The sequence below is a fragment of the Niveispirillum sp. CC-CTL257 genome (assembly GCF_059489915.1).
Window position 1 is genome coordinate 2,504,985 of the sequence record NZ_JCAJXE010000001.1, and the last position, 16,781, is coordinate 2,521,765.

The 16,781-nt window shown below is 66.6% G+C and carries 16 protein-coding genes; 9 read left to right on the top strand and 7 right to left on the bottom strand.

Annotated elements, in window-relative coordinates; all coding sequences use genetic code 11:
* The first annotated feature begins 12 nt into the window (after positions 1-12).
* From smc to eutC, 4 genes are all read left to right on the top strand, one after another.
* The gene (gene smc, locus ABC729_RS11715) at positions 13-3,537 is read left to right on the top strand and encodes a chromosome segregation protein SMC (protein WP_495607750.1); all 3,525 of its coding nucleotides are present in this window, start codon (positions 13-15) and stop codon (positions 3,535-3,537) included.
* A gap of 125 nt (positions 3,538-3,662) precedes the next feature.
* Entirely contained in the window at positions 3,663-4,298 is a 636-nt protein-coding gene (locus ABC729_RS11720; RefSeq protein ID WP_495607751.1) for a MarC family protein, read from the top strand.
* A gap of 66 nt (positions 4,299-4,364) precedes the next feature.
* Positions 4,365-5,756: an ethanolamine ammonia-lyase subunit EutB gene (locus ABC729_RS11725; protein ID WP_495607752.1), complete on the top strand. Its 1,392-nt coding sequence runs from the start codon at positions 4,365-4,367 to the stop codon at positions 5,754-5,756.
* A complete protein-coding gene (eutC, locus tag ABC729_RS11730) occupies positions 5,753-6,505 on the top strand; it encodes an ethanolamine ammonia-lyase subunit EutC (RefSeq protein ID WP_495607753.1) in 753 nt (250 codons plus the stop codon). The genes ABC729_RS11725 and eutC overlap by 4 nt, the downstream gene beginning before the upstream one ends.
* Positions 6,506-6,539: 34 nt before the next feature.
* On the opposite strand, the gene grpE is transcribed toward eutC, so the two are convergent.
* Both grpE and hrcA read right to left on the bottom strand, forming a co-directional pair.
* Positions 6,540-7,124 carry a nucleotide exchange factor GrpE gene (gene grpE, locus ABC729_RS11735; protein ID WP_495607754.1) on the bottom strand — a complete coding sequence of 195 codons (585 nt, stop codon included), beginning with the start codon at positions 7,122-7,124 and terminating at the stop codon, positions 6,540-6,542.
* A gap of 125 nt (positions 7,125-7,249) precedes the next feature.
* Positions 7,250-8,287, bottom strand: coding sequence for a heat-inducible transcriptional repressor HrcA (gene hrcA, locus ABC729_RS11740; protein WP_495607755.1), 1,038 nt, complete (start codon positions 8,285-8,287; stop codon positions 7,250-7,252).
* Between the two features lie 155 nt (positions 8,288-8,442).
* On the opposite strand from hrcA, the gene rph reads away from it, so the two are divergent.
* The 3 genes from rph to ABC729_RS11755 all read left to right on the top strand — a co-directional run bounded on the left by rph (position 8,443) and on the right by ABC729_RS11755 (position 10,249).
* Complete coding sequence (gene rph, locus ABC729_RS11745; protein ID WP_495607756.1) at positions 8,443-9,162, top strand: ribonuclease PH; 720 nt, start codon at positions 8,443-8,445, stop codon at positions 9,160-9,162.
* 9 nt (positions 9,163-9,171) lie between these two features.
* The gene (gene rdgB / locus ABC729_RS11750) at positions 9,172-9,789 is read left to right on the top strand and encodes an RdgB/HAM1 family non-canonical purine NTP pyrophosphatase (protein ID WP_495607757.1); all 618 of its coding nucleotides are present in this window, start codon (positions 9,172-9,174) and stop codon (positions 9,787-9,789) included.
* Between the two features lie 82 nt (positions 9,790-9,871).
* Positions 9,872-10,249 (top strand): VOC family protein, encoded by a 378-nt coding sequence (locus ABC729_RS11755; RefSeq protein WP_495607758.1) that lies wholly within the window; start codon positions 9,872-9,874, stop codon positions 10,247-10,249.
* 42 nt (positions 10,250-10,291) lie between these two features.
* On the opposite strand, the gene ABC729_RS11760 is transcribed toward ABC729_RS11755, so the two are convergent.
* A complete protein-coding gene (locus ABC729_RS11760) occupies positions 10,292-10,846 on the bottom strand; it encodes an invasion associated locus B family protein (protein ID WP_495607759.1) in 555 nt (184 codons plus the stop codon).
* A 74-nt stretch (positions 10,847-10,920) separates the two neighbouring features.
* Positions 10,921-11,520 carry a LysE/ArgO family amino acid transporter gene (locus ABC729_RS11765; protein ID WP_495607760.1) on the bottom strand — a complete coding sequence of 200 codons (600 nt, stop codon included), beginning with the start codon at positions 11,518-11,520 and terminating at the stop codon, positions 10,921-10,923.
* A 96-nt stretch (positions 11,521-11,616) separates the two neighbouring features.
* Between ABC729_RS11765 and ABC729_RS11770 the strand changes: the two genes are divergently transcribed.
* Both ABC729_RS11770 and ABC729_RS11775 read left to right on the top strand, forming a co-directional pair.
* On the top strand, positions 11,617-12,495 hold the full coding sequence (locus ABC729_RS11770) for a LysR family transcriptional regulator ArgP (protein ID WP_495607761.1): 879 nt from the start codon (positions 11,617-11,619) through the stop codon (positions 12,493-12,495).
* A gap of 202 nt (positions 12,496-12,697) precedes the next feature.
* Positions 12,698-13,279, top strand: a complete 582-nt coding sequence (locus tag ABC729_RS11775) for a DUF2087 domain-containing protein (protein WP_495607762.1) — start codon at positions 12,698-12,700, stop codon at positions 13,277-13,279.
* Here the strand turns inward: ABC729_RS11775 and ABC729_RS11780 are convergent.
* The 3 genes from ABC729_RS11780 to rho all read right to left on the bottom strand — a co-directional run bounded on the left by ABC729_RS11780 (position 13,256) and on the right by rho (position 16,497).
* Entirely contained in the window at positions 13,256-14,290 is a 1,035-nt protein-coding gene (locus tag ABC729_RS11780) for a COX15/CtaA family protein (RefSeq protein WP_495607763.1), read from the bottom strand. The two genes, ABC729_RS11775 and ABC729_RS11780, sit on opposite strands and share 24 nt — an antisense overlap.
* 63 nt (positions 14,291-14,353) lie before the next feature.
* Positions 14,354-14,971, bottom strand: coding sequence for a thiamine phosphate synthase (locus ABC729_RS11785; RefSeq protein ID WP_495607764.1), 618 nt, complete (start codon positions 14,969-14,971; stop codon positions 14,354-14,356).
* A 257-nt stretch (positions 14,972-15,228) separates the two neighbouring features.
* Positions 15,229-16,497 (bottom strand): transcription termination factor Rho, encoded by a 1,269-nt coding sequence (gene rho / locus ABC729_RS11790; RefSeq protein WP_094453654.1) that lies wholly within the window; start codon positions 16,495-16,497, stop codon positions 15,229-15,231.
* Between the last annotated feature and the right edge of the window lie 284 nt (positions 16,498-16,781).

The window sequence follows — 16,781 nt, forward strand, 5'->3', positions numbered from 1 at the left end:
CACCGGCCACCCGTGCATTTCACGAAACTCCGTCTTTCCGGCTTCAAGTCCTTCGTCGATCAGACAGAGCTGCTGATCGAGCCGGGGATGACGGGTGTTGTCGGTCCCAATGGCTGCGGCAAATCCAACCTGCTGGAGGCTTTGCGCTGGGCCATGGGGGAGACCTCGGCCAAGCGCATGCGCGGCGAGGATATGGATGATGTCATCTTTGGCGGCACGGCCACACGCCCCGCCCGCAATATCTGCGAGGTGACAATGGTGCTGGGCAACAATGCCCGCACCGCGCCCCCGCCCTTCACCGATGCCGGAGAACTGGAGATTACCCGCCGGCTGGAACGCGGGTCCGGGTCGGATTACCGCATCAATGGCAAGCTGGTGCGCGCCCGCGACGTGCAGATTCTATTCGCCGACCATTCATCGGGTGCCAACAGCCCCTCCATGGTCAGCCAGGGCCGCGTCGGTGCCCTGATCAATGCCAAGCCCGGTGACCGGCGGCAATTGCTGGAGGAAGCGGCGGGCATCAGCGGGCTTCACGCAAGGCGGCATGAGGCGGAACTGCGGCTGCGCGCGGCGGAGACCAATCTGACGCGGCTGGAGGATGTGCTGGCCGCCATGGACGGGCAGCTGCAGGGCTTGCGCAAACAGGCCCGACAGGCCCAGCGCTACCGTCAGGTGCAGGACCATATCCGCCGGGCCGAGGCGCAGATGCTGCATCAGCGCTGGAACGAGGCCAACCGCCTGCTGGACCGCGCCCGCGACGGCCATGCCGCTGCGGACACCGCCGTGCGCGATCAGATGCTGGCCGTCAGCAGCACCGCTACCGCCCGCGATCAGGCGGCAGAGGCCCTGCCCCCCCTGCGGCAGGAGGATGCCGCCGCCGGTGCCGCGTTGCAGCGCCTGATCGTGGCGCGGGAGCAGTTGGATGCCGAGGAGGCCCGCGTCAAGGAGGCGCATGGGGCCATGCAGCGCCGTCTGGCGCAGTTGGCCACCGACCTTGCCCGCGAACGGGCGCTTGCCGCCGATGCCGACAGTGCCGCCGCCCGTCTGGCCGACGAACGGGCCAGCCTGCTGGACGCGCAGGGCGAGGAGGCGATGGAGCTGGAGGCCGCCGAGGAGGCGCTGCTGACGGCCCGTGATGCGGTGGAGGCGGCAGAGCGCGACCTGTCCCGCGCCCTGGAGCAATCCGCTGCCGAGGACGCGGCCCGCAACGCCGCCGGCAACCGGCTGCGCGATGCGCAGGCCCGCCTGTCCACCCTGGAGAAGCGCCTGTCCGAACAGGCCGCCCAGCTGGCCGCCTTGGACGAAAAGATCGGCGATGATGCTGCCCTGGAAGCAGCAGCCGAGGCGCTGGCCCTGGCCGAGGAACGGCTGGATCTGGCGCGCGAGGCCGCCGAGCAGGCGGAAATCGCCAAGCAGGAGGCCGACAGCGCCCTGGAACAGGCGCGCAGCGACGGGCAGGCCATCATCGCCGACGCCCGCACCGCCCTGTCGCAGGCCGAAGCGCGCGATACCCAGCTGCGTGCCGAACGCGATGGGTTGCGCGCCCTGCTGAACCTGGAAGAGGAAGACCTGTTCCCGCCGCTGATCGACGCGGTGACGGTGGCCGCCGGCTATGAGCAGGCGCTGGCCGCCGCCCTTGGTGATGATCTGACGGCACCGCTGGACGAGGCGGCGGCCCAGCATTGGCGTACCCTGCCGCCCCTGGATATCACCGCCCCCCTGCCGACGGGGGTGGAACCGCTATCGGCGCAGGTCAAGGCTCCGGTGGAAATGGCGCGCTGCCTGTCGCATATCGGACTGGTCGCCGATGCCGCGACCGCCCGGCGGCTGGCCCCCACCCTGGCACCGGGGCAGATTCTGGTCAGCCGGGATGGCGGGGCCTGGCGCTGGGACGGGTTGACCACGACACCGGGTGCGCCCACGGCCGCCGCCATCCGCCTGACCCAGCGCAACCGACTGGCGGAGATTGAGCTGGCGCTGGACCGCGCCGATGCCGACCTGTCCGCCGCCCGCCATGCCCATGCCAACGCCAGTGCCGCCGCTGACGCCGCCATCCTGACGGCACGGCGCGCGCAAGAAGCGGCCCAGGCCGGTGACCGGCAGGCGCGTGACGCGGTGCGCCACGCCTTCACCGCCGTCGATCAGGCCCGCAGCGCGCAGTCGCGGCTGATCAGCGAAGCCGCCGCCGCCCGGTCGAAGCGCGAGGCCATGGCCCAGACGCTGGAGGTCCTGACCGGTGACAAGGCGGAGGCTGCGCGTCTGGTGGCAGAGGCGCAGACCGCCCTGGACGACCTTCCCGACCCGACCCTGTCGCGCATGGCGGTGGCCGATGCGCGCGGCCTTCTGGCCGAACAGCGCGGGCATCTGTCGGGCGCACAAGGGGCCGTAGACCGGGTGAAACGTGATGCCGAACAGCGTCGCCGCCGCCTGTCCAGCCTGGAAGCCGAGGAACTGTCTTGGAAGGCCCGTGTGGAGGGTGCGGCCAGCCGCCTGTCCGAACTGACCGAACGGGCGGAGGAAGACCGGGCAGCACTGGAGGCCCTGGCCGAACGGCCTCTGGAGATCGCGGCGGAGCGGGAGACGCTACGCGGCCATATCGTCACTGCCGAACGCCGCCGCCGTCAGACGGGGGATGCCCTGGCCGCAGCGGAAACCGCCCAGACCCAGGCCGAGCAAGCCGTGCGCAAGGCAGAAAGCGCCCTGGCCGACGCGCGCGAAGCCCGCGCCCATGCCGAAGCAGCGGTGGCGCAATCCCTGAACGCCCTGGCCGGTCTGGTGGAGCGTATCCGTGAGAAGCTGGATTGCGAGCCAGGGGAGGTTCTGGCCGCCGCCGGCATCGACCCTGATGATGAGATGCCGCCGCCGTCGCAGTTGGAACAGCGCCTGTCGCGCCTGCTGGAGGATCGGGAGCGTATCGGCCCCGTCAATCTGCGCGCAGAGGTCGAACTGGCCGAGATGGAGGCGGAGACCGCCAAGCTGACCAGTGAACGTGACGACCTGACCGCCGCCATCGCCCGCCTGCGCCAGGGGATCGGGGCCATCAACCGCGAGGCGCGGGAAAAGCTGCTGGCCAGTTTTGAGCTGGTGGACGGACATTTCCAGCGCTTGTTCACCAAGCTGTTTGGCGGCGGTACGGCCCATCTGAAACTGACCGAATCGGATGATCCGCTGGATGCGGGGCTGGAGATCTATGCCAGCCCGCCGGGCAAGAAATTGCAAGTCCTGTCGCTGCTGTCGGGGGGGGAACAGGCGCTGACGGCCCTGTCGCTGCTGTTCGCGGTGTTCCTGTGCAATCCCGCCCCGATCTGCGTGCTGGACGAGGTGGATGCGCCCCTGGACGAAGCCAATGTGGGGCGTTTCTGCGACATGGTGGAGGAGATGGCGGCCAGCGGGGCCACCCGTTTCCTGATCGTCACCCACCACCGCCTGACCATGGCCCGCATGCACCGCCTGTTCGGTGTCACCATGATGGAGCGCGGGGTCAGCCAGCTGGTCAGCGTCGACCTGGAACGCGCGGCGGAGCTGGTGGACGCCTGAAAGAACGGCATCTCCGTCTTCAGAAGCGCTAACCAGCCCCTTCCATTATGCCCCGTCATCCGTGCTATGGTTTGCCCAGCAATCCAACGCTCCCCAAAAATGGGGAGGCACAGCCGGACATCTCCATGGAAGCCTGGTCCGAATATTCCCGGTTCCTGATCGCGCTTTTCGCCATCCTGACCCCCTTCGCCGCTATTCCCATCTTTCTGGGCATGACGGAAGGGCGCGGTGCCAAGGAACGCAACTCCATCGCCCTTTCCGCCGTTACGACGGTGGCGACCGTGCTGGTCAGTTCGGTGTTTCTGGGCGATGCGGTGCTGACGGTGCTGGGCACCAGTCTGGCCAGCTTCCGGGTCGGCGGCGGCATCGTGCTGCTGCTGATCGCCCTGTCGCTGCTGAACGCCACCGTGTCGGGCGTGAAACAGACGCCGCAGGAAGCGGACGAGGCTGGCACGCGTCAGGCCATCGGCGTGGTGCCGCTGGGCCTGCCGCTGCTGGCCGGTCCCGGTTCTATCTCCGCCGTCATCATCGAGGCGCAGCGGGGCGCCGGTTGGGAGCATTATGCGGTGCTGGTTGGCTGCATCCTGGCGGTGTGCGCCTTTCTACTGCTGACCCTGCGGCTGGCCGTGCCCATTGGTGCCAAGCTGGGCCAGACGGGTCTGAATGTCATGAACCGGTTGACCGGCCTGTTGCTGGCCGCCGTCGCGGTGGAGATCATCGCCGCCGGTCTGCGTGCCCTGTTCCCGGGTTGGATGACCTGATCTGCCACACGGCTTGCTGGACGCGGCGGCTTTGCGACGCTGAATACCGGTAGGAAGGAAGCGGCGATGGCGTACAGCGCGACTGTGGGGCGAACCACCTACAGGTTCGATGACCTGAAAACCCTGCTGGCCCGTGCCACCCCGGCCCGGTCGGGCGATCAGCTAGCGGGCATCGCGGCGCGCAGCGATGCCGAACGGGTGGCCGCCCGCATCGCCCTTTCCGATCTACCGCTGAAAACCCTGCTGACCGAGCCGTTGATCCCCTACGAGGCGGACGAGGTGACGCGGCTGATCCTGGACAGCCATGACGCCGCCGCGTTCGCCCCGGTCGCATCCTTCACCGTTGGACAATTGCGGGACTGGCTGCTGTCGGACGCTGCGACGTCAGAGGCGCTGACAGCGTTGGCCCCCGGCCTGACCCCTGAGATGGTAGCGGCGGCATCCAAGCTGATGCGCAATCAGGACCTGATCGCGGTGGGGCGCAAGGCGCGCGTGGTGACGGCCTTCCGAACCACGATTGGATTGCCGGGCCGCCTGTCGGTGCGGTTGCAGCCCAACCACCCGACCGACGATCCCAAGGCCATCGCGGCCAGCATTCTGGATGGGCTGATGTACGGGTGCGGCGACGCAACCATCGGCATCAATCCCGCCACCGACAGCGTAGGCCGCTGCCTGGACCTTCTGTCCATGGTCGACGATCTGCGCCGCCGGTTCGACGCGCCGGTGCAATCCTGCGTGCTGGCCCATGTCACCACCCTGATCCAGGTGATGGAACGCGGCGGCCCCGTCGATCTGGTGTTCCAGTCGATCGCCGGATCAGAGGCGGCGAACCGGTCCTTCGGCATCGACCTGTCGATCCTGAAAGAAGCGCATGAGGCGGCGCAGGGCCTGAAACGCGGCACCGTCGGCCAGAATGTCATGTATTTCGAAACCGGCCAGGGCAGCGCTTTGTCAGCGGACGCCCATCACGGCATCGACCAGCAGACGATGGAGGTGCGGGCCTATGCCGTGGCCCGCGCCTTCAACCCGCTGCTGGTCAATACGGTCGTCGGCTTCATCGGCCCGGAATATCTTTATGACGGCAAGCAGATCATCCGCGCGGGCCTGGAAGATCATTGCTGTGGCAAGCTGCTGGGCCTGCCGATGGGGGTGGATGTCTGCTACACCAACCATGCCGAGGCCGATCAGGATGACATGGACAACCTGCTGACCCTGCTGGGCGTGGCGGGCTGTTCCTACATCATGGGGGTACCGGGGGCGGATGATGTGATGCTGTCCTATCAAAGCACCTCCTTCCACGACGCCAATTATCTGCGCGCCGCCCTGGGCCTGCGTCCGGCACCGGAGTTCGAGGAGTGGTTGATTCGCATGGGGGTGATGGATGCGGGCGGGCGGGTGCGTCCTGCCCTGTCGGCGGGCAGCGGTGCAGTGAAGCTGATCGAAGGGGTGGCGGTATGAGCGATCCCTGGGATCATCTGCGCCGCTTCACGCCTGCCCGTATCGCGCTGGGCCGCACCGGCGACGCCCTACCGGTGGCCCGGCTGCTGGAATTCCAGGCGGCCCATGCCCTGGCCCGCGATGCCGTGCATCAGCCTTTCGATGCCGATGGGCTGGCCGAGGCGCTGGCCGATCACCCGACGCTGATCGTGCGCAGTCAGGCCCCAGACCGCGCCACCTATCTGCAACGCCCCGATCTGGGCCGCCGCCTGCATGAAGCGGATGCCACCCTGCTGTCGGGCATGCGCTGCCACGGGCAGGGGCCGAAGAAGGCCTATGATGCCGTGATCGTGCTGGCCGATGGCCTGTCGGCCCGCGCCCTGCACGACCATGGCAAGGCGCTGCTGGACGCTCTGCTGCCGCGACTGGCGGGGTGGGATCTGGCACCTGTCATCCTGGCGGGACAGGCGCGGGTGGCGCTGGGCGATTATGTGGCGGCGACCGTGAATGCCGCCATGGTCCTGATGCTGATCGGGGAACGGCCCGGCCTGACGGCGGCGGATAGTATCGGGGCCTATCTGACCTTTGCGCCGAAGCCGGGAATCACCCGCGACGCCGACCGCAACTGCGTGTCCAACATCCGGCCCGATGGCTACGCGCTGGACGCTGCCGCCGATCTGATCGCCTGGCTGATGGCGGAGGCGCGGCGGTTGTCCCTGACCGGTATCGGCCTGAAACAGGACCGGCCCCTGGAGCTGACCGGCGGGTGATACGGTTTAGGCCGCGTCACCCGCCCAGCAGTCATTACGCGCTGGTATTCACATGGCCGCCGACATCGCCCTTGGCGACGCCGACAATGGCTTCGCGCAACAGGCGGCCATGGATCGTGTAACCGGCCTGCAGCACCTGCACCACGGTCCCGGCGGGCTTGCCGGTATTTTCGATCTCCATCATGATCTGATGGAAATTCGGATCGGCGGGGGCGCCCATGGCCTCCACCTTGGCAATGCCTGCGCGGTCGAAGGCGGCCAGCAGCTGGCGCTCGGTGGCTTCCACACCGGTCAGCAGGTTGCCGACCGCCTGATTCTCGGTGCGCACATCCTCGCCCACGGCCTCCACCGCGCGGCGCAGATTGTCGGCAACGGCCAGAAGTTCCTTGGCGAACTTGGCGACGGCGTATTTGGCGGTGTCCTCGCGCTCACGCTCGGCCCGGCGGCGGACATTCTCCGTCTCGGCCAGGGTGCGCAGCATCTGGTCCTTCAGGGACGCGACCTCTGCTTCCAGCTGGGCGACGCGGGCCGCCGCCTCGGCACCGGCCTCGGTCGTGCCTGCCTGGGCGGCGGGCTCTGCACTGGGGTCGTTGTCGTGGGTGTTGATCGTGTCGGTCATCGCGGTACTTACCCTTGGGAATTCACGGGTGGGAAATGGCCCTCTGGTTTAGGCGGGATTGCGCCGCCTGTCGAGATGCCGCGACCCAGAAATAGGGTGTCACCCCCCATGACCACAAGGGAAGGTCACCCCATCAATCTGCCGATCAGCTTTGCCGTATAGTCGACCATCGGGATGATACGGGCATAATTGATGCGCGTGGGGCCGATGACGCCAATGGCCCCCACAATCTGTTCCTTGGTGTTGGCATAGGGGCTGACGATCATCGAACAACCGGCATGGGAGAAGAGATCATTCTCCGCCCCGATGAAGATCTGCACGCCTTCGGCCTTGCCCGTCGCGTCCAGCATGCGCAGCATCTGCTCACGCGTTTCCAGCGCCTCGAACAGGGTACGAATGCGCTCCAGGTCGGAAATGGCGGTGACATCCTCCAGCAGCTTGGCCTGTCCCCGCACGATCAGATAGCCCTGGCTGCCCCGCGCGCCCGACCATGTGGCCAATCCCGTCTGCACCACCTTCTGCGTCAGACTGTCCAGCTGCGACTTCTGCTCCTCCAGCTCCTTCTGGATGAAGGCACGGGCCTCGGCCAGGGTGCGGCCCACGACGCGGGCGTTCAGATAGTTGCTGGCCATCTGCAGCGCCGATGGCGGCAGGCCGGTCGGCACCTCCACCACCCGGTTTTCCACCAACCCATCCTCGGTCACCAGCACCACCAGCGCCCGGCCCGGCGACAGGCTGACAAACTCGATATGTTTCAGGGGGCGGTCGGTCTTGGGTGCCAACACCAGACCGGCGCAGGATGACAAGCCCGACAACAGGTTCGTCGCCTCTTCCAGCACCTCCGGCACCGACCGGCCGCGCGCCGAACAGGTGGCTTCGATATCCTCCCGCTCCCGCTCCGTCAGGTCGCCGACCTCCAGCAGCCCGTTCACGAACATGCGCAGGCCGGCATCGGTAGGGATGCGCCCGGCGGATGTATGCGGGGATACCAGCAGCCCCAGTTCCTCCAGGTCCGCCATGGTGTTGCGGATGGTGGCGGGCGACAGGGTGGCCGTCAGGCGTCGCGACAGGGTACGCGACCCGACCGGCTCCCCCGTCTGGACATAGGCTTCCACGATATGGCGGAAAATTTCCCGCGACCGCTGGTTCAGCTCACTGATCATGCCTTCGCACAGGTCCCTTGCCGTTGGCATCCCTATAGAGATTAGTGGCGGATCGGGGCCAAATCAACAAACCGCCATGCGACGCCATGGCTGGACGCAGGCGCGCCGGCATTGCTATGACGGGGGCAGGACATCCCAAGATCACGGAAGACATCATGACCCGCCCCTCCGGCCGTCTGGCCGATCAGCTCCGCCCTGTCAGCCTGGAGACCAATTTCTCCCGCCATGCAGAGGGGTCGTGCCTGATAAAGTTCGGCGACACCCATGTTCTGTGCACCGCCAGCGTGGACGAAAAGGTGCCGCCTTTCCTGCGCGGCAAGGGTCAGGGCTGGGTGACAGCGGAATATGGCATGCTGCCGCGTTCCACCCATACCCGCACCGACCGTGAGGCCGCCAAGGGCAAGCAGTCGGGCCGCACCCAGGAAATCCAGCGTTTGATCGGTCGTAGCTTGCGCGCCGTCACCGACCTCAAGGCCATGGGCGAGGTGCAGATCAAGGTCGATTGCGACGTGATCCAGGCCGATGGCGGCACCCGCACCGCCAGCATCACCGGGGCCTATGTCGCCCTGCATCTGGCATTCCAGCATCTTGTGCGCGCCGGCACCCTGTCCACCATCCCCCTGATCGATCAGGTCGCGGCCATTTCCTGCGGCATCTATAATGGCGTGCCCGTCCTGGACCTGGATTACCCCGAAGACAGCAATGCCGGTGCCGACGCCAATTTCGTGCTGACCGGTCGCGGCGGCATCGTGGAAATCCAGGGCACGGCCGAGGATAAGCCGTTCGACGAGAGTGAATTCATGGCCCTGATGGCCCTGGCCCGCAAAGGCATCGGCGAACTGACGACGCTGCAGCGTCAGGCGCTGGGGCTGTAAGGAGCCCCCATGACCCATAACCGCCTCTTCACCGGCGACACGCTGGTAATCGCCACGCACAATAAGGGCAAGGTGCCGGAGATTGCGGCGCTGCTGAAAGATTACGTCTCGACCTTCCCCAGTGCCGGCGAGTTGGGGCTGGGGGAGCCGGAGGAGACGGAGACGACCTATATCGGCAATGCCATGCTGAAGGCGCGGGCGGCGGCCATCGCATCGGGCCTGCCGGCGCTGGCCGATGATAGTGGCCTGTCGGTCGACGGGCTGGGCGGCGATCCCGGTGTCTATTCCGCACGCTGGGCCGGCCCGACCAAGGATTTCAGCCTCGCAATGGAGAAGGTGCGTATGGCGCTGGAAGCCTCGATCGACCGCAAGGGCGATCGCGCCGCCTTCATCTGCGCGCTGGCCCTGGCCTGGCCCGATGGGCATGTTGAGGCGGTGGAGGGCAGGTTCGAAGGCCGCCTGACCTTTCCGGCACGCGGTACACGGGGCTTCGGCTATGATCCGATCTTCATCCCCAACGGCTATGACATCACCTGCGGGGAGATGGACCCGGCCCTGAAACATGCCATCAGCCACCGCGCCGACGCGTTTGCCAAACTGAAGGCGCGATGCTTCCAAGCGGGCTGAAAAAGAGTCGGATTCATGAAAATGTTCTGGTATTGTTCCCGTCACCTTGCCAGACACGGCGGGGAATAATCTGGGGGAAACGATGATCGGATATGTGACGCTGGGCACGAATGACCTGGCACGGGCCGCCACCTTCTACGACGCCATTGCCAAGGAACTGGGGACGGGCCGGATGATGGAATGGCCGACCTTCATCGCCTGGGGAGCGCCCGGCGGTGGGGCCGGTATCGGGGTGGGAAAGCCGTTCGACGGCAATCCGGCGACCGTCGGCAACGGCGTGATGGTGGCGCTGGAGGCAAAGGATAAGGAACAGGTCCACCGGCTGCACGAACTGGCCCTGTCGCTGGGCGGCACCTGCGAAGGTCCGCCGGGTCCGCGCGGCGACAATTTTTATGCCGCCTATTTCCGTGACCTGGATGGCAACAAGCTGAACGCCTTCCTGATGACAGGGCCGGTCTGATCGGATAATGCCGCCGGCCCTTGCGGGGGCCGGCGGCAGTTATCATTGGGGCGGAGGCTCCGGTACGGACGGTGCTGCGCGTTCGGCGCAGGCATCGCCAATGGCCTGATAGGCACCACCGGCCCCGGCCAGACTGAACGTATCGGTGGTCCGGCTGCCGCGCAGGCTGGTGCCCCGCACCACCATGGTCGATCCCTGGCGCAGGGCCTGTGCGATGGCGTGGTCGGTATTCTCGTCCCGTGCCCAGGCCTGTTCATCCTTGCTGAACAGCTTGAAGCTCTGCTTGCCGACCTGCACCTGCACTTCGGCATGTTCGGCGAACGGGTAGCCGGCGATGAAGTTCACCACATCGAAGCTGCGCTCCGCCGGACGGTGGGTGATCAGCAGGAAGACGTCCCCGCGCTTGGTGAAATCGCCTTCCATCTTCTTGGGCCGCGACACCATCCAACAGACGGGGCCCGACGCCTCCTCCAGCACGAACGCGTTCCAGTCGCGGAAAATCCCGATCAACCTCGGCTCAATCGCCTGCGCAGGCTGGGCCAGCAGGGCCAGCAGCAGGGGAAGGGTTTTCAGGAACTGCCGGACCGGTCGGTGCATGGGCCTGTTGGATGGTTGAGGGGCCGGACTTCCCCTTTACCGGAAATGGCGGTCCAAACGAAGGGCGAAATGTTTCACACCAACAGCTTGGCCCCCAGAACCGCCATGGTCACGGCAATTACCCCGTCCAGAACGCGCCACGCCCCCGGTCGCGCGAACACGGGCCGCAGCAACCGCGCGCCAAAACCCAGCGCGAAGAAAAAGCTGAAGGACGCGGCCACCGCCCCCAGCCCGAACCAGGGCTTCATCTCCCCGAACCGGCTGGCCACCGACCCGATCAGCACGACCGTGTCCAGATAGACATGCGGGTTCAGCCAGGTCAGCGCCAGGCAGGTGGCCAGTGCTGCCGCCAGCCCGGCCCCATCCCCTCCCGCCGGGTCCAGCCCCGCGTTCGCCGTCCAGGCCGACCAGAGGGACCGCAGCGCATAGGCGAACAGGAAAGCCGCCCCGGCATAGCGCAAAACGGGCAGCAATGCCGGCCAGCGCTCCCCCAGCCAGCCCAGACCCGCCACCCCGGCAGCGATCAGCAGCGCGTCGGACAGGGCACAGGTCAGCACGACCGGCAGCACATGCCGACCGCGCAACCCCTGGCGCAGGACAAAGGCATTCTGCGCCCCGATGGCGACAATCAGGCTGAGGCCCAGCAGATATCCCGACAGGATGGCGTTGATCATGGGTGGTGGCTCCGGTTTTGGACAAGCCGGACCTAGCATTTCAGCGATATTAAGCGTAGATAACATCTCTAATCCTGATTAAGCACTTCTAATCCCATGCTGGACTACGCCCTTCTCGCCGCTTTGGTCGCCGTGGTGCGAACCGGCAGCTTTGAGCGTGCCGCACAGCAGCTGCATGTGACCGCGTCGGCCATATCGCAGCGGGTGAAGCTGCTGGAAGAACGGATGGGCGTGGTGCTGGTGGCGCGGGGGTCGCCCTGTACCGCCACGCCGGCGGGCCTGCGCCTGTGCCAGCATGCCGAGCAGGTGACTTTGCTGGAAAGCGAGCTGCCGGCGGCCCTGCCCGCCCTGGCCCAGGATGGGTCCCGCCCCGTCCTGCGCGTCGCCGTCAATGCCGACAGTCTGGCCACCTGGTTCCTGGCGGCCATGGCGGAATTGCCCGACTGTCTGTTCGATCTGGTGCTGGATGATCAGGATCACAGCGCCGACTGGCTGCGCTGGGGGGAGGTGCTGGCCGCTGTCACCGCCGGCGGCGGGGCCGTGGCGGGCTGTGACCAGATCGCACTTGGCGCCCTGCCGTATGTCGCCACGGCCAGCCCGGCCTTCATGCGGCGTTATTTCCCGGACGGGGTGACGCCGGGCGCGCTGGCCAATGCCCCCTGCCTGACCTTCAACGCCAAGGACCGGCTGCAGGCGCAATGGCTGCGGCAGGCGGGGATGGAGCGGGCGGTACCCACCCATTGGCTGCCCTCCTCCCATGCCTTCATCGATGCCGCATTGGCGGGGATCGGCTGGGGCATGAACCCGGTGGCGCTGGCGGCCCCGCATCTGGCGGCGGGCAGGCTGGTGGAACTGCTGCCGGGCCGGGGGCTGGATGTGCAGCTCTACTGGCAGCGCAGCCGCCTGCCCAGCGCCACCCTGGCCCGCCTGACCCAGGCCGTGCGCCGCGCGGCGACGGGGGTGTTGCAGGTTTAGGGATGACCGTTCCCCCGTACCCGTGGTAATGCTTCCGCTCGGTCGGCAGTTCACCCAGGCGTCGCCAGCCCTTTCGGGCCGCTAAACCTGCCTTCACATTGATTATCGACCGTCACACCCCCCAGGCGTGCCGCGTCGGCAAGATGGCGACCACCGACGGTTCCAAACGATCAAGGCGTGCCGTGAAACGGGATGTTGGCCCATGTCGAAGCAGGAATTGCCCTTTCAGGTCGCCGATATCGGCGCCCTGGCCAAATCGCTGAAATCACAGCTGGAAGCGCATGAAGGCCGCGCCGGCCATGTGCAGCTTCTGAACATGCTGGCGCGCGGCGCCGGCTTTCGGAACTTCCAGCATTACCGCGCCCAGGCCACCGCCCTGGACCGGCTGGAAAACCCCGCGCCCGCCCCGGCGGCCCCCACGGCAGAGGTTGACCTGGGCCGCGTGCGCCGCCTGATGCGGCATTTCGATCCGGCGGGGCAGCTGATCCGCTGGCCCAACAAGTTCAACGAACAGGCCACCTGCCTGTGGGTGATCTGGTCGCAACTGCCGCCGCGCCAGAGCATGACGGAGCAGGAGATTAGCCGGACGCTGAACGGCATGCACAGCTTCCGCGACTTCGCCCTGCTGCGCCGGGAACTGGTGGAACAGGGAATGGTCAGCCGCACCGCCGATTGCCGCGATTACCGCCGTATCGAACAGGTGCCGCCGCCCGACGCCCTGACCCTGATCCGCTATCTGGGTCAGCGCAAATTGGGGCGATTAGCGGCGAAGGGTGTGGATTGACCGCAGCAGCAGGGCGATGACCACCAGGGCACCGCCCTGGTGGGCGGACCCAAGCGCCACGGGCACGGCGTGCAGCAAGGTGGTGATGCCCAGCACCACCTGCCCGCCAATGCCCAGCGACAGCCAGAGGGCCGACCGTTTCGCCACATCCGGCAGGTCGGCCCGCTGTCCCACGCGCCAGGCATAGGACAGGACCGTCAGGGCCGTGGCGATGGCCAGCCAGCGATGGGTGAACTGTACCGTCGCCGTGTTTTCCAGGAAGTTCAGCCAGCCGGGCGACAGATTCCACATTTCCGGCGGCGCGAAATCGCCATTCATCAACGGCCAGGTATTATAAGCAAAGCCGGCATCCAGCCCGGCGACAAAAGCCCCCCAGACCACCGTGACGGACACCAGGACCATGGCGACCCAGCCATGGCGGCGCAGACCCGCCCGGTCCGGGTGATGGACCGCCCCCGGATGGCGCAGACCCAGACCCGCCTGGATCAGCAGGGCATAGAGGATCAGGGCCATGGAAAGATGCATGGCCAGCCGGTAATGGCTGACATCGGTGCGCACCGACAGGCCCGACTGCACCATGAACCAGCCGATAAAGCCCTGAAGCCCACCCAGCAGGAACAGGCCCACCAGCCTGGGCAGCATGGCGCGCGTCACCATGCCCTTAACCGCGAACCAGATCAGCGGCACCGCGAAGACCAAGCCGATCAGCCGGCCCCACAGACGGTGGAACCATTCCCAGAAGAATATCTGCTTGAACTCATCCAGGCTCATCCCCTGGTTCAGGACCTGATATTCGGGGATCTGCTTGTACTTCTCAAACTCCGCCAGCCATTGCGCCTCATTCAGGGGCGGCAGGGCGCCGGTGATGGGCTTCCATTCGGTGATGGACAGGCCGCTTTCCGTCAGGCGGGTGATGGCCCCGATGATGGCCATGACAAAGACCATGCCGGCACAGGCCAGCAGCCAGTTGGCGACGGCGCGGTGGCCGGAGACGGTGGGGGCGACGGGCATGGCGGGCCGTTCGGTGGCTGAAAGAAGACGATGCGGTGATATGGGGTCGGGCAGGCCCCCCGGTCAAATGTCCACCTTGCGGCCCGGCGTCGCAGCCAAGACCGACAGCAGCCCCCCCACCGCCCCCGGATCGCGCATGACGCCGCCCATGACCGCCAACCCGGCGGCCCCGGCGGAAAGACATTGCGCCGCATTCCCCACCCCCACCCCGCCCAGCGCCAGCGTGGGCAGGGGCAGATCGGACAGAACCGCCGGCCCCAGGGCCGGTCCATAGCCCGGCTTGGAGGGCGTCAGGAAAATCGGGCTGAGCGTGGCGTAGTTCGCCCCGTCCCGCGCCGCCACAGCCACCCCGCCCTGATCATGGCAGGACGCGCCGATCAGGGCCGCCGGCCCCAGGTCGCGCCGCGCCGCCGCGATGTCGGCCCCGTCGGGCAGATGCACCCCATGGCAGAGCGGAGCCAGTTCCGGACCCCCATGCACCGTCAGCGTACCCCCGGCATCACAAAGGATGGGCAGCAAGGTGCGCAGCAGGTCAGCCTGCACCGCCAGGGGCAGATCCTTTTCCCGCAGGCTGACCCAGCGGCACCCGGCCCGAACCGCCGCCGCCACAGCCGACAGCAAGCCACCCGCCGCCTGTGAACGGTCGGTGATCAGCAGCAGGGGTGGCGATGGCAGGGGCATGGGGCCAGGGGCATAGAGGTGGGGTCCGACCGGCGTCGTGCAACATGATGCAACACAAAAACGGGGGGTGTTTCACCGATCACGATCCGGCAAACCCATCCGAAGACGACGGCGACACCATCACGACAAAGTTCGGGCGGTGATGGTCACAGCCTACCAGAACCGCCCCCGGAAAGCAGCAATCCCCATCAAGAAACAGCAAGGGCCGCCCCGGTTTCCCGGCGGCGGCCCTTGCCCGAACTTGCAGGCGCGAAGCCTTACTGGTTCATGCTGTCGAAGAAGTCGTTGTTGGTCTTGGACTGTTTCAGCTTGTCGACCAGGAATTCGACCGCGTCCTGCGGACCCATCGGGTTCAGGATGCGGCGCAGAATCCACATCTTGGCCATGGCGCCCTTGTCGACCAGCAGGTCTTCCTTGCGCGTACCCGACTTCTGGATGTCGAGCGCCGGGAAGATGCGCTTGTCGGACAGCTTGCGGTCCAGGACGATTTCGCTGTTACCAGTGCCCTTGAACTCTTCAAAGATCACTTCGTCCATGCGGCTGCCGGTATCGATCAGGGCAGTGGCGATGATGGTGAGCGAGCCGCCTTCTTCGATATTGCGGGCGGCACCGAAGAAGCGCTTGGGCCGCTGCAAGGCGTTGGCATCCACACCACCGGTCAGCACCTTGCCCGACGAGGGAACGACGGTGTTATAGGCACGGCCCAGGCGGGTGATGCTGTCCAGCAGGATGACCACGTCGCGCTTGTGCTCCACCAGACGCTTGGCCTTTTCCAGGACCATCTCCGTCACCTGCACATGGCGGGTGGCGGGTTCGTCGAAGGTGGAGGACACGACCTCGCCCCGCACGGAACGGGCCATGTCGGTCACTTCTTCCGGACGCTCATCGATCAGCAGGACGATCAGATAGACTTCCGGGTGATTGGTGGCGATGGAGTGGGCGATGTTCTGCAGCATCACCGTCTTACCGGTGCGCGGCGGCGCCACGATCAGGGCGCGCTGGCCCTTGCCCAGGGGGGCGACAAGGTCGATGACACGGGTGGTCATGTCCTTGCGGCCCTTGCCGGAATTATCGACCTCCACCTCCAGCTTCAGCCGTTCATCCGGATAAAGCGGGGTCAGATTGTCGAAATTGATGCGGTGACGCACCTTGTCCGGATGGTCGAAATTGATCGTGTTGACCTTCAGCAGCGCAAAGTAGCGCTCCCCATCCTTGGGCGCCCGGATCTGGCCTTCCACCGTGTCGCCGGTGCGCAGGCCGAAGCGCTTCACCTGGGACGGGGAGATGTAGATATCGTCGGGACCGGGCAGATAGTTGGCTTCGGGTGAGCGCAGGAAGCCGAACCCGTCGGGCAGCACCTCCAGCACGCCTTCGCCATAGATCGGCACGTCATTGTCGGCCAGCTGCTTCAGGATGGCGAACATCATGTCCTGCTTGCGCAGGGTGCCGGCATTCTCGATCTGCAGCTCTTCGGCAAAGGCGAGCAGCTCGGCGGGGGTTTTGGCCTTGAGTTCCTGGAGATTCATCGGATCTGGCTGTCGGTCGGCCGGGGTGGCCGGTTGCGGGAACGGGGGCGGCACCCCCATGGATGCGCCCCGATTGGGGCGGGATCACGGCCAAGGTTCACCGGTGGAATCGGAACCGGGCCGGAAGTACGGGACGTCGTTTAGGACGAATGACCTGAAATGGAGGGGGCGGGGCGGCGACAGGAAGGAAGGTCGGAAGACCAACCCGGTGATGCACCCTTGTCGAAGGCGACCCTGATGGGCCTGCTTCCGGCGATTCGCACCGGCCCACCTTGCGGCAGTCC